Here is a 15,964-nt window from a genome sequence, read left to right on the forward strand (position 1 = left end):
TGCTCATTCAAACTCATCCCCACCAAACTGACTAATTGCTGGTAAAATAGTAGTCTGAAGTTGAATGACTTTTGGGAAATAAAATTGAAGATTGACATACACCAATTTTTCTTTCTTGTTCTTATACTTTTGATAAGAAACTTTCAAACCTGTATTATCTGGTGTTTCACCGATAACATCACCCGTTAGAACTCTTGTCCCCTCAATCGCACGGCCATTATGAATGGAATATAAGGTTAAACGACTCCCATTCTCTCCTTTTCCGTTAGTGATAATAAAAAAGGAGGACTTCTACACTTTGGCGTAAAAAGTCCTCTTTTAGAAATGTATTCTTTTTCTATTATATTATTTAATAACGCATAAAAATTTTCCTAAACAAAATATCTTACTTTCACACGATAAAAGAAATTCACATACACTTATATTTTCTATTATCATGTCATGATATTTCATATTTTTATCTCCTTACATCTTTAAATCTCCTTTATTTTGATTTTTCAAATATGAGTATCACTATGGATATTTACAAATATATAACATTGTCAGCTATCGAATTTAAAAATTCTTGGTCATGTGAAACAATGAATATTATTTTCTTATCGCTTTTACATTCGTTGATCAGATGGGATATGTTCATCATATTGCAATAATCCATTCCACTAGTAGGCTCATCAAAAAACATAAGTTTAGATTTTTTACATAGTACAGATGCAATTGCTACCCTTTGCTTTTGTCCACCTGACAAGCTCATTGGATGACGATCTTTTGATTCATATAAATCAAGTTTTTTCAGAATATTTTCAACATAACTACTTTCAATATTTTTTATTCCAAGACCTACTTCACTTGCAATAGAATCGGTAAAAAGCTGATGATTAACATCCTGCATTACAAGGGATGATATTTTTAGCCTATCTGATTTTGAAAGTCTTTTGCCGTCCAAATAGATTTCATCCTTCGATTTTCTTTCTAAGCCTATAAGGCATCTGAGCAAAGTGGATTTACCAAGTCCGTTTGTTCCTACTATGCCGTAAATTTTTCCCATTTCAAAAGAGAGGTCTTTTAAATGCAATTTTTTATCTATGCCATTAAACTTAAATTCAATGTTTTTTACTTCTAAATTTCCCTTATTTTCATTTTCGGGTACTGTAAGTTTTACTCTATTCTTATTTCTTAAACCTAACTTCTTTAGCTTTTCAGACGGTATTTTCATAAAATCTATTTGAGTATATTCCTTTTGTATTTCCCCATCTTTAATCAAAAAAACTCTATCTACAATATCCATTAGATAAAATATTCTATGTTCTGAGATTATAAGAGTTTTCCCCTTATCTTTAAGTTTTATAAGCATTTCTTTTATGATTAAAATGTTTTCTTCATCAAGATTTGATGAAGGCTCATCTAAAACAATGATTTCCGTTCCAGATATATAACTTGCAGCAATACATAAAATCTGCTTTTCTCCACCCGAAAGCTTAAAAATATCTCTATTTAAAAGATGTTCTATCGGAAACAAATCCAACATATCATTTAGTCTTTCATCCATTTGTTTTTTTGAAAGTCCTATATTCTCCAAATAGAGAAGTAATTCAAGAGTAGTATTTATATTGAAAAAGTGTGTCTTTGGATTTTGAAATACATTTGATACTAAGAGCGATATTTCGTATAATTCGAGGTTTTTAATATCTTTATTATCAATCCTGATGGTTCCACCCATAGAAGCTCCATCATATCGTACAGCTAACCCATTGATAGAATTTATAATTGAAGATTTTCCGCTACCACTTTTCCCAGTAAATAATACACATTCGCCTTTTTTTACATCTAAAGAAATGTTTTTTAACACTTTAGGAGAATTTCCATAAGATAGAGATAAATTTTCAATTTCTACCATAAAGCTCCTCCTATAACCATAATCAGTATTGAAAGCACATAAACAAAATCAACTGTTTTCGTTTTGACGGATATGTACCTAGTTTTTTTAACAGGATTTTCAATACATTTTGTTTCTGCTGCCTTTGCAATATCATCAGAAATATTAGAAGACATAACAAGTAAAGGCACAATTACATACTCGATGTATGAAATTGGATTTTTAAATGTAATACCCCTTATTTTCATAGCAAGTTTTATATTGTGACTTTCTTCCCTAAATGAAGGAAAAAACCTAAACATTACAGCAATTGGTATAGAAACAGTACGAGGTAAATTCATTTTATCCATTGAGGATATTACACTTCCTACATCCGATGTTTTTAAAAAAAAACTTCCCGCACTAAATGGAAGATAAAACATCTTACATACAGCAAATAGCATAAAAAACATCATTAAAATCGCATTCATATTTCTAATTACATCAAGATTAGGTATCAAAGAAAGAACCCCAAAAAATGATATGTTTTTTAAGGCTTCTTTCTTAAATCCATTCATTAAAAAAAGAAATGAAATAAGAAGCACAATTCCCCATTCAAAATAGGTATTTACTTTATAAAATACAGCAAATCCAAGTGAAAAACTTACTAAAATTTTACTAATTGGATTGGGATTATATGGATTGTCTAAAGAAACGAGCATTATACAATACCAGCTTTTTCGAAATGCTTTTTCAAAAAGACTTTACCGATATATGCGCCGAGTATCCCGCCGACAACAGCACCGATATATACTAATACCATACTTCGATAATTCAAAAGTGCTATGAGCTTCATTATATAATCGTGACCCATACCGCCTGTTTCCGCCAGTTTAATAACCTTGTCTTTAGCCAACAAAACTTGCATAAGGAAACCACAAATCCAAGTGTTGAATACGACAAATGAGAGCATATTAAATTTAAATGATTTATATTCTCCTTTTTTTCTTAAAAGTTCCGCAATTGCCATACTGATTACAGCATGTATCAATATTACATATGTATTTCCCATTGCAATTGCTAAAAGACTACAAATCAACCCAAGTATAAATAATCCCCATGATTTTTGAACTTTTGCCATAAAGAGCATTATAACTATTCCTGTTATAATGCCTGCCAGTGTAGGGTATGCCAAGTATAAAATCGGTACAATACCAATCATTCCCGAAGCAAACATAAGTACAAAATATATTACTGTAAATACACCTATCGTAACTAAATCTTTAATTCTTAATTTTTCCATTTTTATATTTTCCTTCTAAATAAGTTTTCACTGAATATTTGATTTTCTAAGCATTGCTTTATAAAATTCCGAGCTTTTACAAAGTTCTTCATCTGTCCCTATCGCTTCTATTTTTCCGGCATTTAATAAAACGATTTTGTTTGCATTTCTTATTGTTCTTAATCTATGAGCAATAACAATTGCCGTTTTTTCTTTTATAAGTTCGGATAAAGCCTCTTGAATTAGACTTTCATTTTCAACATCCAGAGATGCTGTAGCCTCATCAAGCAATATGATTGGTGCGTCTTTTAGTATTGCCCTTGCTATTGAGATTCTTTGTCTTTCTCCGCCTGAAAGTCTTTGTCCGTTTTCACCTATTACTGTATCTATTCCATCCGGCATTTTGTCTATAAATTCATAACATCTTGCTATTTTAGCCGCTCTTATAATCTCTTCATCTGTAGCATCTTTTTTACCGATTTTTATATTATCTTTTATGCTTGAATTAAAAAGAGTAACATCTTGGAAAACGATAGAGAAATTTTTAAGGAGTGTTTCCGGATCAATTTTACCGATGTCCTCTCCCCCTATCAAAATCTTTCCTTTATCTATATCCCAAAATCTTGCAGCAAGCTTGGTGAGAGTTGTTTTTCCGCTTCCGCTTGAACCGATTAGCGCAGTGATTTCACCCTGCTTTGCAGTAAAGCTCACACAATTTATTACAGAATAATCATCATATCCGAAATAAACATCCTTGAACTCAATATCGTAATTTTTAATGTCAATATCTTTTTTGCCTTTTTGAACAGGCATGGTCTTTATTTCCTTTATTCTCCCTACAACCGCATCAAGCATAACTATCATTGACATAAAGGTGATTATTCCTTCTATAGGAAGATAAATACTTGCTGTAAGCATTAAAAATGCGATATAAACCAGCGCACTTACCTCCCCTGCCATAAGCATGTTGACGCCGATAACGGCAACACTTATAATTCCAAGCTTTAAAATTGCGGCAGCTATTCCTGTAAGTGTTCCGGCTACAACTTCACCTTTCGTCTTCTGTTTTGTGGATGCATTTAATTTTTCAAAAAAATCATTTAACATCCTATCTTCTAAGTTGTAAGATTTTATTTGCTCTATCTGCTCTATATTTTCCTGTAGATTATCAAAAACCTTACGATTATCATCTATCCAGCCTTGTACTATTTTTTTCTGACTTTTCTTTGATAAAAATATAATCAAAATAGAAATGGGAATTACCCAAAGGGCTGCAAGTGCAAGTTTCCAATTATAGAAGATAAGCATTAAAGCAATAATACTTGTGGATATAGCCGTTGAATATATATGAGGTACAGCATGAGAAAAAATTGTTTCATATAAGTTCATGTCATTCATCATGGTTTCCGCAAGGTCTGCCAAATCTCTTTTACCAAAATAAGAAAGAGGTAATTTCTTTAACTTTTCCGCTAACTCAATTCTTGAATTTGCACTCTCGTTGTACACATTGGTGTAAAGTCTTACATAATCCCACCTCGCTATTAAGAACATCACAATCATCATTACTACAATTAGTGCAATATAATGAACAGAAGTAAAATTGTAACTCTCAATACTTTTTAAAATGCCTATATACTGAAACAGAAACATAAAACCGATCATTGGTGCGAACAATTTAGTTAAATTAACAAGCGTGTGTGAAAATATGGCTTTTTTTAAGTTAAGAGCGCCTTTTTCTGACATCGCATATTTTTTCATAAAATAAGAAACCATATGTTTAACCTCCTATCTTCCAATTTACGGATTTTTGATATTCTTCCCAAAGTTTTTTGTAAGGCCCACTCATACCGATTAAATCTGAATGCTTGCCTTCTTCTACAATTTTCCCCTTATCAATAACAAGAATTTTATCCGCATCTACTACTGTAGATAATCTATGAGCAATCATCAATGTTGTCTTGTTTTTTGATAGCTTCTTAAAAGACTCTTGAATCAAATGTTCATTTTCAGGATCTGCAAAGGCTGTAGCTTCATCTAAAATGATAATATCTGCATCTTTCAAAAAAGCTCTCGCTATAGAAATCCTTTGAGCCTCTCCTCCTGAAAAATATGTGCCTTTAGTTCCGTAAACAGTATCAAGTCCTTTATCTAAATTTTTAATAATATCTTTAGCCCCTGAATTGATTAAGGCATTGTCAATTTCTTCATTAGTTGCATCAGGCTTTCCGATTAAAAGATTATCTCTTAAACTCATTTTAAATAGTTTAGAGTTTTGAAAAACAAAAGCAATTTTTCTCATTAAAGCCTCTTTTTCAAAATCTTTTATATTAATTCCTCCAATATAAATTTCACCTGTTTTAATATCGTAAAATCGTGCAGCAAGCCTTGCTATAGTAGTTTTACCACTGCCTGATGATCCGACTAAAGCAACTCGTTCTCCTTTATTCACCTTAAATGAAATATCGTCTAATACATTTTCATCTTCATAAGAAAAGCTTACATTTTTAAACTCTATCCCAACATCAGAACTTGTTTTATTTCCATAAACAAAATCATCAAACTCAAGTATATTTTCAATTTTATCTAAAGCAAGTTCTGCAAAATAACTGTATTGTGTAATCGTCGCAGTTCTCATAATAAAAGTAGCAAATGCCGGTCCTATTAGGAAGTAAATAACAGAATCTGCAACTACATTAGATAAGTTTCCATTAAATTTTATTAAGAGTAATGCCACAGGTACCAAGAAAAATGCCGTCGATGTAGAAACGGTTTCAAACCACGACATTTTATTCGTATAACTCATAGTAAGCTTAAGTACATTGTCTTTTGTTTTTATGATTAACGAATATAACTTATCAAAGCTCTCAACACTTTGTGCAAATGTTTTAACAACAGGAATTCCTCGAACATATTCCACAGTCTGAGAAGATAAATCGGAAAGTCCTGCATAATACTCATCCTTCATTTTTTTTGTTTCGGTTGTCATCATAGATGACATCAATGTCATACCGATAATCATCGGTATCATACTGGCAAGTCCTAACTTCCAGTTAAACACGAAGAAAAATACAAGCAGGACGATTGGCGATATAATGGTCATCGCCATATCAGGAAGTTGATGCGCTATAAAAGAATGGGTTTCAGACGCTCCGGACACAATTACATTTCTTATCCTTCCGCTTTCTTTGTCATCGAAATACCCAAGCGGTTTGTTTATTAGTTTTGTTACGGAAGTCTTAATAATGTTATCTTCCACTTCAAATGCAAAAATATGGGATAAAATTAAACCTATTAGGTATATAAAAAGCCCCAGAACGGCAAAGACTGCTGCATAAATTGAATTTTCCTTTACATAATCAAAATTCACCATCCCATTTAAAATTAAGTTATTTACAATTCTATGAATATATACCATAGGCATCAAAACCATGACACCTGATACAGCAGACATAACCATAGCAATATAGAGTAAAAAACTTTTTTCACCACCGTAAGCCATTAGTCTTTTCAGTATTGATTTCTTCTTATCCTTCACTGAACAACTCCTCCTTTTTTTAAAATTAGCAAACCCTATAAATAGCCTTTTTAGACTGATTTTAGAGGCTTGTTTTCAAACTCTTTTGCAATACGCATAGTTTTTCTTGTTTTTATCTATCATTTATTATATAATAAATGAGGATTTCAATCAATTAGATATGGCTAAATAAGTCTATTCGGGATAATGTCTATTCGGGATAAAATATAAAGCACGGAGGTATAATATGAGTGATTTTTATAACTTTGTTAAAAACTTTTTTTCTACAGATGAATCTATCGATAATACAAAATACTCCACTGTAGGACATGAATTCCGTTTTAGCACGGATAATGCAGAAGGCATATATTGGTTTTACGAGGGCGATAATTTCACTATTGATATTTATGATGTTTTCATAAAAAAAGAAATTATCCATACAAGTTTTTCTGGTTTGAATAATTTCTATTCCCTTTATTTATCTTATTTAGTTACAGCAAACGGTGAATGTTTTAATCCTTATCAAAATCTTTCTTCAAATTCACTTTATACTATAAATACAAAAAATTCTAAAGACTTTAGGTTTTTACTTCACAAAAACTCTCCTTATTTAGGAATCGGTATAAATTTCAATCAGTCCATGATAGAGCAATGCCTGTCCTCTTATAAGAATAAAGTCTGTAACTATGAAGATTTATTTTTTAATACCAGCATTATAATAAACAAGCCTTTAGAAAGAATCGCAAAAGATATCCTTAATTGCAAGATGGCATCTCCTGCTGCTGAAATCTTTTTTGAGTCAAAGGCAAAGGAATGGTTAAGTATTACAATAGACTCTTTTTTAAATAAGTACAGCAATCCACTATCTATTGCCGATGATGAGGCTTTGAAAAATGTCACCAATTATATAGACGATCATTATGCAACATCTATCTCACAGGATACTTTAGAAAAAATATCCACTATGAGCGGCACAAAACTAAAAAAGTTATTTAAGCAAAAATATCAATGCACAATTACAGAATATACTCAAAGACGGAGAATGAATATGGCGGAATTACTCCTACTGAACTCTACCCTTAAAATTCAAGATATAGCAGAGGCTGTAGGATATTCCTCTCACAGTAAATTTAGTACATGCTTCAAAAAATATAAGGGATTTTATCCCAAAGACATAAAAAAATATGCGAAAAATAATCTTTCTGATTAAATACATAAGGATTTAACTTTGGGGACGGTTGAGTTAGACCTTATTGGAAAATGTTAAAGTCATAATTGGTAAACCTAAATAAATTATACGTTTAGGTCTTGTTATTATCTTGTAAAATCAGTAAAGTAGCTAATTCTACTATTTTTAGGGAGTTAGTCACAAAGAAAATCAAACAGTTAGACTGACTGTTTAAGTATGAAAAAAGCAGATAAAAAATCCCTTGAGTAAATAACTTAGGGGATTTTAAAGGTTGGGATAGGGTATTGAAAAGCTCGTACAAAGTATAATAAAAATCCCCACCAAATTTTGAAAATCTATTGAAATGTATTGAAGTTTATTAGCAGAATACATAAGTGGAAAGCTTGATTTTAATACATTTAGAAGATTAATGAAAAAGAAATATCACACTTTCATTCTTATTAAAATCCTTATAACTGTATTTTGAATGATTTTCCCCAATCAAGCATCCCTCTCTCTTATAAAATATATACATTCAGTTGTATGAAATGTAATATTGTTCTTATCAGACTTGAAACTTTTACTAATCCAACTATTTATCTTACACATTTATTTTAAACCTACAGTATCCTATTTTCTTAATATTCTACAGTGTAACACTGCATTTATATTATAACGCTAATATGTTCAGAAAAGAAATACTTTGTAAGTCAATGTCTGTTATAACGGAAATTGTTAGAGATGTCTATCATGACAGAAATTGAGATAATGTCTATAACTTCCCTGAAGATAAATTATGTAATCACAAACTATTTCATATCCAATCTAGTGTAGGTTGTTTGGAGCATATCATCAACAAAAAAAGAACGAGCCAAAACTGCGTTCTCCTTATAATGATGAAAATATGTTTTATACCACAAAAGATATGTAAACTAATCTTTTAAATAATAAAAAAGTTCCGACGTTTGTAAATGTTTTGAGTAAATTGAAATTACTTTTTGACCTTCTGGAAATACTGTCTTTCTCTTCAAATCTAATAAAGATTGAGGAACAATTTTCTTTGATGTCTCTTTCAATGTTAATGCTAGTATCTGTTTTCTTGTACGTAGAGCATAATCAAACTCCAAATACAAATAACGTCCTGAACCAGTTAGATGAACATGCTTTCCCAATAACTCCTCAATAGATCCTAAAACTTGTAACTTTTGCATCGTGGTTCCATCATTTTTTATTTTCAACTCATCAATTATGACATGACTATTTAAACAATCGTCAAAGAAACTGCCTGCACCTTTTCGGTAATCAACACCACATAGGTGCATGAAATTAGTAGGTGAAAAATGAAGTTCAACACTTTCTATTTCCGTTTCATAATACATGATTTTGCCAACAAAGTGTTCTTTAAAAAAAGAAGCCGCAATTTGTAACTGAGTAAAATAACGCTGAAGTTTTATTTTTTCGGTGTAATTTGGATTACGATAATCTCTAGAATTTTCCATATTTTCCTCACAAAAAAGGTGGTTTACAGAGTCTGTAAGCCACCTAGTCAGTCGGTTTATTCTGGTGTCTGCCACCGCTTGGCCCTTACGTCCAAGATTGCTATCGGATTTCGTTCTGGTGTCCGCCACCGCTTGGCCCTTATGTCCAAGATTACTATCAGATTGACCATGAGCCGACCACTCATCTACACTATTTATTCTACCTGAAAATTGTTAAAATTTCAAGTATCAACTTCTTTATTTCACCGTATAGGCAAAACTGATGGCACTATCTGCTTGAGAGATTTTTCTAAAGGTATAGTTAGGGTTGCCACCATAGTTTGTTTCAGACACGAGGAAAGAACCATCATCATAGATCTTCTCGACAAAAGCCACATGACCATACTCTGCTGGTGTACCATGTGTACCTCCCACAAAAGAAACAATAGCACCTGCTCTTGGTGTAGAACCCGTTTCCCCTCCAAGACTTGACGCTGTCGCAACCCAGTCCTGACCATTTCCCATGGTATTAATGATCGAAATCTTTTCTCCATTTCTACCTTTTAATTTTAAGCCTAACTGATTCATACGAGCCGCAACACCCCATGTACATTGTCCATAGGCATAGGCCATACCATCCCCACCACCAGGAACAGAATGCTCATACAAGTCTCCACGAACACCTTCAAGGGATTGCGGGTCACTTTTTGCCTGTCCTCCATTTGTTTGACTAAAGCCTTTTTCAATTTGGTAATACCATTCCGTGGCTCTAGTTTGTCTTTCCAGTAGTTTGTCTCCAGAATTTCCCTCCCAATAGGTGAGGAAGAGTTGGGCGAGATTGGCTGCACTGCCCGTATTTTTAAAGAAATCCTTTAACCAACTTTGATAGTAAGGACTATCCCCATGAAGCATAAAATCAAGTTGGAGGTCTAAATCATACCATTTCTTATTTTGGGTGCGTGCATAATTCAACAAGGCTGTATGCCGTGTTGACCCATCTGCGGTATCTGTCCATTGCCCTAACCCCAAACCTCTATGAAGAATATTAGGATAAGCACCTCCATAAATGGCTGGACCTCCAATTGCTAACCATGCTTCATCATCCCATGAGGAATCGGTAGCGCCAACTGGAGGAGATAAATAATCTCCTTCAGCTCGTTTTGGATTAATAGAAGACTCTACCGACCAATTTCCTAAAATAGCCGCAATGGCTTGGGGACTTGCCCCTTGAGATTTCAAAAACTCATAAATATGTTTTGCACGTTCAAACTCATCCCCACCAAACTGACCAATGGCAGGTAAGATAGTTGTCTGAAGTTGAATGACCTTTGGAAAATAAAATTGCGGATTGACATACACCAATTTTTCTTTCTTGTTCTTATACTTTTGATAGGAAACTTTCAAACCTGTATCATCTGGTGTCTCACCAATAATATCACCAGTTAAGACCCTTGTCCCCTCAATCGCACGGCCATTATGGATGGAATATAATGTTAAACGACTCTCATTCTCTCCTTTTCCGTTAGTGAGAATAACATTGTCGCCATCTAGAGATACAACTCCATCCATTGGTGCGACAATTGTTTGGTGAGCCTTAGCTTCTAATAGAATATACTCCTGAAGAGTAGGTTTTCCGTCTAAATCATAGTATCCATAACGATAAGTCATGGTTAGACTATCTTCGTTGCTTTTCCCTTCAAATGGATTGTCCAATTCCTGCATGGAAGCATAGACACCTTCTTCTTTTAGTTCCTTCATTTCCTCTTGATCGTCTTTCGAGAGTTTATACTTAGGAGTTTCATAAAGGTCTTGCATGGATTTCAAATCTTCCCCATCGTTTAAATCATGCCACAAAGTAGATAGATAATCCTTGTAAGTTTCTGAACTAAATAAGTGAACTGGTTTGTGTAACTCATAGTCATGGAACTTAAAGTTCATATACCCCATCACATCATCAACTTTTGTGTAATAGGTAATGCCTTTATCATTTGTTCGGGTATGTTCTGCATCTTCCCAAGTTAGGTGGGTATAAGCTTTAGTCAATTCAAATTCATCTTGTTGAATCAAACTAGCAGATGAAAATCCTAAAAAGAAGCTCATCATCAGTATGAGGAGAAAAATGACTCCTCCAACTATCCAGGTTACAGGATTCCCAGTCGCAAATGTAAAGAAGGAAAAGGCTGCTTTTAGTTTCTGATAGATATTTCGGACACTTGTAAGACCTTGTTTCTTTAATTTTCGAAACCGATTCTTAAAGGAACTTGGATTCTCTTTCGCTAGTTTCCATCCTTTTCCATCCTTAAAATGATGGTATCGCTCTTTTGTGTTGGTCAGTCTTTTCTTGGTAAAACGACCTGTTGCTTGTCCTGTTTTGACACTAGCTTTTCCAAGGTTATAAGAAAGCCGACTATAGCGTTTCCCTTTTCTAATAGTCTCTTGAAGTGTTCGATAACCTTCTAAATCTTCATTTTCTGAAACTAACTCTCCACCTTCACGTCCAAGGACATAAAGAAAAGTTTTGGCTTTCCTACTGACTTTTTTGGACTTATAGGCTTGTTTAGTAGATTTTAGATTCTCTTTTGCGGCCTTGACTTCTTTCTTAGCTTTTAATTCTTCTAAACTCTTCCCTTGAAAGAAAAAATTAGATTTTTGTTTCGATTCCTGACCGTAGAGAAATTTTTGATTGGTTTTTCTTTCTTTACGACTCTCTTTTCTTTCTTCTTTTGCTTCTATCTTTGCTTCCTTAAATTGCTTCTTGGCTATTTTCAATCGTTTCCTAGCATGAGGTAACCGTCTGTCTCTTAATTCTTTGCGATTCAAAAGAGATGGATGACTATTTTGAAGAATATGATTGTAGGCTTCATTTGCTTGTTTTACTCTCTCCTTTGAAGCTTCTCTCATCTCCTCTAGCTTTTCTTTTATCTCTTTTTTCCATGCTTTTTCATCCAGTACAGCGGAATCTTTTTTCTGTTTCTTCACCTCCTTCTTTCCTTGTTTCAAGAATTTTTTCTCATCTTTTAGGGTTCTTCTAAATGCCTTTCGGGCACGTATGATTTCTCTTTTATCCTTCATTTACCTTCCCCTTAATTAGAAGCCATTTTATCAGGATCCGTACTCATGATATCAAACAATTGAGTACCTTGAGGAATCTTATTTTTAAAGGGAACGACAACGGAACCAGCTTTTATCAGTCCTGCCCCTTTTTCTGGATTGACTAGGTATTTTTCGAGTTCTTTTGACAAACCTAAGAGTTGAACTAGTTCTTCTCGGTCATTTTTTGCTTGCTTGAGGAGAATCATAAATTCACTATTTGCAATAATCCGTCTACCGTTTGGATCTAACAATAAGGTTTCGACATTTTGGGTTATCCCAGTCGGACTAGCTCCATATTTTCTGACACGACTCCACAATTTAAAGAAGAAATCACTGGCATATTTATCTAATAAGAGAAGCTGCATTTCATCAAAATAAATCCAGGTCTTCTTCCCTAATTTTTGGTTCCGAACAACACGATTCCATATCTGATCAAACACTACCATGAGAGCGATTTGTTTCAGCTCATCTCCTAACTTCTTAACGTTATAAATCAAGAAATTAGATCCTGTCTGAATATTGGTCTTATGAGAAAAAATATCAAGAGAACCTTCGACATATAGTTCCATATCAAGTGCCAAATTCTGCGCTTCTTCTTCTGGCTGTTGACTCAAGACAAAAACCCATTCTTCCAAAGAAGGCTCTTTAAATGACTGATAGGTCAGTCTGGTGACTCGGTCGATAATCGATTTTTCTCTTCCATCCATTTTTCTATCCAATAACTTGCCGATAAAGGATAAAAGAAATTCTGATTTTACCTTTACAGGGTCTTCATCCATATTTTCCTCAGACAAGTCAAGGACATTGAGATAAGTTTGGGAATCAGGCGCAATATCAATCATTTCTCCCCCAAAAGCTCGTCCAATGACACTGTACTCTTCTTCTGGATCCACAATGATAATTTCAGTATTTTCACCAGATTCCTTGATTTTGGTCGTGATAATTTCATGCTTGGTTGCCATCCCTTTCCCAGCTCCAGATGTTCCTAAAATCAGACCAGACGGTGTATTTAATAGGCTTCGATCAATGGTAATAATATTGCTTGAGATTTGATTGATACCGTAATATTTCCCACTTCGGTCTTGTATGTCTACTGAAGTCCATGGAGAATTCACTGCTACATTGGACGTTAATAAACTCCGTGATACGCCCTCTAAAAAATCACAACCAAATGGCAGCAAACTATTAAAGGCTGCTTCTTGCATATATGGTAGTTTATCAATCATTAGGTCATTTGAGCCGGCCACTTGTTGGAGCGTGTCTAGGGCTTGTTTAAGTTCTTCTTCATCCTGACCAAAGACCCCAATCAAGAAGACTGTTTGAAACAGTTTATCTCCTGTCTCTGTCATGGTTTTTAAGAGTTCCTCAGCTTCATCGATATTGCTTTCTAATACATGACCTACTTTTTCCAAATAGATACCTGTACGAGCTAGTTTTTGTTGTTCCCCAATCTTTTGGGATTCCATCAAGGTCTTCTTTGTTCGTAGTTTCTTCATGGCATCTGCCTTGGTCGAACTTTGAGCATGGAGGCTCACAATCAATTCCAAATCTCCTTGCATGAGGTCTCGAATAAACTGATCTCCTAATTCCATACCGTAGTCTCTCACATAGACAATCTGCAATAAGCGGTCATTGATTTGTAGGTAATTCTTGTTTTTAAAATCCAAGAGATTAGGTGCTATGAAGTGACGAGTTGTCTGACCAGATTTCGTTAAATCACGGTAAGAAAAAGGAAGATGGTGTTCTCCTCTAAGCATATCGGCCAACAAGTTGACACGCTCTTCTCCAGCCAAGGATTCAAATCGTGCATCAATTTCTGAGAAACCACTCTTGAAATATTCTCCTATTTGGGACAAGGAACGATAGGCTTGTTTGGGATTAGAATCCTTTCTACCAAAGCTAATCAGTTTCACAGCTGAAAAGTTATTTTCACCACTGTCTAAATTCTGATTCATCATTCGATTCAATTCTTTACGATAGGTATCATACCCATCTTCTTTTTCCTCATACAAAACACTTTGTCTGAATTTTTCTAAATTCAATCTTTTATTAAAGATAGTCAATTGGAAGTTGGTTTGGTCATCTAGGGAGTTAATCAAATCAGAATACTTCTCAATGATTGCGCCCTTATCTTCTAAACCAACGGTCTGGTAATTGACATCACCAAGTAAATAGCTTTGTGAGAAATAATCTTCTTTTACCTGCATCAGACCATTTTGATACAGAGCTTGATAGGAAAGAGTATTAGCCGTAGAGGGTAACACTTCCTCTTTTTTTCCTTTAACTACTTCTTTCTGATTAGTCATTGAGGTTTTTTGTTTCTTTAATGTATTTGATTTTCTTTTCATGTTCAGGTCCTTTCTTTCCTGTAATTGTGCGTAGGGGAACCGTTAGTTCAAAATGAAGACGGTATTTCAAATAATGTTCAAAATATAAATCATTGGGTTTATAGACTCCAAAAAGCATGAGGGGGATGGTAAAGGCAAACACAAAACCGTAAACAAACCAATCTCCAAATTGCCAGAAAAAGAGATTCAAGCCCAAAACAATAATTGTGACAATAAAGGCTGGTAAAACAAAGATGATTTGTCTTGTGGTGAAACCTAACCAAGCCCTGTGTTGGTATTTTGAGATGTCTTTAAAGACACGTGTATTCATGACTTTCCTTTCTAAAAAGGCTAAGAAGCATTCACTTCCTAGCCTTTATCTAATTACATACCTAAGATTGAGCGAGCCGTACGTTGAGAACCAACGAGGGCAATAATCAGTAAGATAGCTTGTACCAAACTACCAAACATAATCGCAAGTGATTGCAAGACTCCTGCACCATTTGAAACAGCTATTTTCCCAGCAGATTCAAACAAAGGAACAAGAGAAACAATCAGAAAAATAAGAACCCCTTGTACCGCATAGACCATAATATTTTTTAAATAACCAATACCAATAGACTTCCACTCATCACTTAAAAATGTTGGAATCGTAAGAGGGGCAAATGGGATCATAAGGTAGAGTTGAATAAATCGAATAGATACCAAAAGATTAACCATGGCTGCACTTACTATCCGAACTAGCCAAATGAGGAGGGCGAAAAATCCCACAATCATACGGCCAATAAATCCTGAACCTTTTAGTCCAGAGATGGTATCATACTTTGCCCCACCGTGAGCCACAATCGAGGCCACTTGTTCAATGGCGTGACTCGCAATCCCGATGATGGCTTCTACAATCACGGTAGTGTTGGTAATTACAACTGCGACCATAATATAACTAATCAACATCGGCGCTAATGCTTCAAAGGTCATCGCTCCTCCTGAGTTAGCAATTTTCTTTGCCATCTTCGAAAATTCTAAGATGAGAACAACTGATAAAATCGCAACTCCAAGAGGCTGCATAACACTTTTAGTAATACTAGACATATAAGTCCAAACTGTTGGATTGTAGCTAGATAGAGATTTAATCAAATCTACCGTAGATTGTAAATCTACATTAAATCCTTCAAATAAATTTTCAGCTGATATTTTTTCAGATGCAAGGTAAACAAAGGGTGAGACTAAACTAAGATTCATGTCATTGTTTA

12 protein-coding genes and 1 pseudogene are annotated in these 15,964 nt (G+C 34.1%); 2 read left to right on the plus strand and 11 right to left on the minus strand.

Going from position 1 to position 15,964, the window contains the following annotated elements; genetic code table 11:
• Positions 1–6 precede the first annotated feature (6 nt).
• The 6 genes and pseudogenes from K1I71_RS03965 to K1I71_RS03990 all read right to left on the minus strand — a co-directional run.
• Positions 7–276 (minus strand): annotated as a pseudogene (locus tag K1I71_RS03965) (phage tail tip lysozyme); the annotation flags it as partial.
• 247 nt (positions 277–523) lie between these two features.
• Complete coding sequence (locus K1I71_RS03970) at positions 524–1,894, minus strand: ABC transporter ATP-binding protein (protein WP_048773348.1); 1,371 nt, start codon at positions 1,892–1,894, stop codon at positions 524–526.
• Complete coding sequence (locus K1I71_RS03975) at positions 1,888–2,577, minus strand: energy-coupling factor transporter transmembrane component T (protein ID WP_162837406.1); 690 nt, start codon at positions 2,575–2,577, stop codon at positions 1,888–1,890. Before K1I71_RS03975 ends, K1I71_RS03970 begins: the two co-directional genes overlap by 7 nt.
• On the minus strand, positions 2,574–3,161 hold the full coding sequence (locus tag K1I71_RS03980; protein WP_042768183.1) for an MptD family putative ECF transporter S component: 588 nt from the start codon (positions 3,159–3,161) through the stop codon (positions 2,574–2,576). Before K1I71_RS03980 ends, K1I71_RS03975 begins: the two co-directional genes overlap by 4 nt.
• Before the next feature lie 21 nt (positions 3,162–3,182).
• Positions 3,183–4,907, minus strand: a complete 1,725-nt coding sequence (locus K1I71_RS03985; RefSeq protein WP_084888027.1) for an ABC transporter ATP-binding protein — start codon at positions 4,905–4,907, stop codon at positions 3,183–3,185.
• A 4-nt stretch (positions 4,908–4,911) separates the two neighbouring features.
• Positions 4,912–6,669, minus strand: coding sequence for an ABC transporter ATP-binding protein (locus K1I71_RS03990; RefSeq protein WP_000653339.1), 1,758 nt, complete (start codon positions 6,667–6,669; stop codon positions 4,912–4,914).
• A 226-nt stretch (positions 6,670–6,895) separates the two neighbouring features.
• Between K1I71_RS03990 and K1I71_RS03995 the strand changes: the two genes are divergently transcribed.
• Positions 6,896–7,858, plus strand: a complete 963-nt coding sequence (locus K1I71_RS03995; RefSeq protein ID WP_048773342.1) for a helix-turn-helix domain-containing protein — start codon at positions 6,896–6,898, stop codon at positions 7,856–7,858.
• A gap of 890 nt (positions 7,859–8,748) precedes the next feature.
• On the opposite strand, the gene K1I71_RS04000 is transcribed toward K1I71_RS03995, so the two are convergent.
• Positions 8,749–9,315, minus strand: coding sequence for a PBECR4 domain-containing protein (locus K1I71_RS04000; RefSeq protein ID WP_223330272.1), 567 nt, complete (start codon positions 9,313–9,315; stop codon positions 8,749–8,751).
• An 18-nt stretch (positions 9,316–9,333) separates the two neighbouring features.
• Between K1I71_RS04000 and K1I71_RS04005 the strand changes: the two genes are divergently transcribed.
• Positions 9,334–9,522: a hypothetical protein gene (locus K1I71_RS04005; protein WP_075202690.1), complete on the plus strand. Its 189-nt coding sequence runs from the start codon at positions 9,334–9,336 to the stop codon at positions 9,520–9,522.
• A gap of 30 nt (positions 9,523–9,552) precedes the next feature.
• Here the strand turns inward: K1I71_RS04005 and K1I71_RS04010 are convergent, their stop codons facing one another.
• Genes K1I71_RS04010 through K1I71_RS04025 form a run of 4 tightly spaced genes read right to left on the minus strand, consistent with a single transcriptional unit; the run spans position 9,553 to position 15,953 of the window.
• Entirely contained in the window at positions 9,553–12,366 is a 2,814-nt protein-coding gene (locus K1I71_RS04010) for a phage tail tip lysozyme (protein WP_223330273.1), read from the minus strand.
• 11 nt (positions 12,367–12,377) lie between these two features.
• Positions 12,378–14,735 carry a VirB4-like conjugal transfer ATPase, CD1110 family gene (locus K1I71_RS04015; RefSeq protein ID WP_185760223.1) on the minus strand — a complete coding sequence of 786 codons (2,358 nt, stop codon included), beginning with the start codon at positions 14,733–14,735 and terminating at the stop codon, positions 12,378–12,380.
• Positions 14,686–15,045 carry a PrgI family protein gene (locus K1I71_RS04020; protein WP_048773335.1) on the minus strand — a complete coding sequence of 120 codons (360 nt, stop codon included), beginning with the start codon at positions 15,043–15,045 and terminating at the stop codon, positions 14,686–14,688. Before K1I71_RS04020 ends, K1I71_RS04015 begins: the two co-directional genes overlap by 50 nt.
• Positions 15,046–15,098: 53 nt before the next feature.
• Complete coding sequence (locus K1I71_RS04025; protein ID WP_001054257.1) at positions 15,099–15,953, minus strand: VirB6/TrbL-like conjugal transfer protein, CD1112 family; 855 nt, start codon at positions 15,951–15,953, stop codon at positions 15,099–15,101.
• Positions 15,954–15,964 lie beyond the last annotated feature (11 nt).

The organism is Streptococcus mitis (assembly GCF_019929545.1).
Lineage (GTDB): Bacteria > Bacillota > Bacilli > Lactobacillales > Streptococcaceae > Streptococcus > Streptococcus mitis_BU.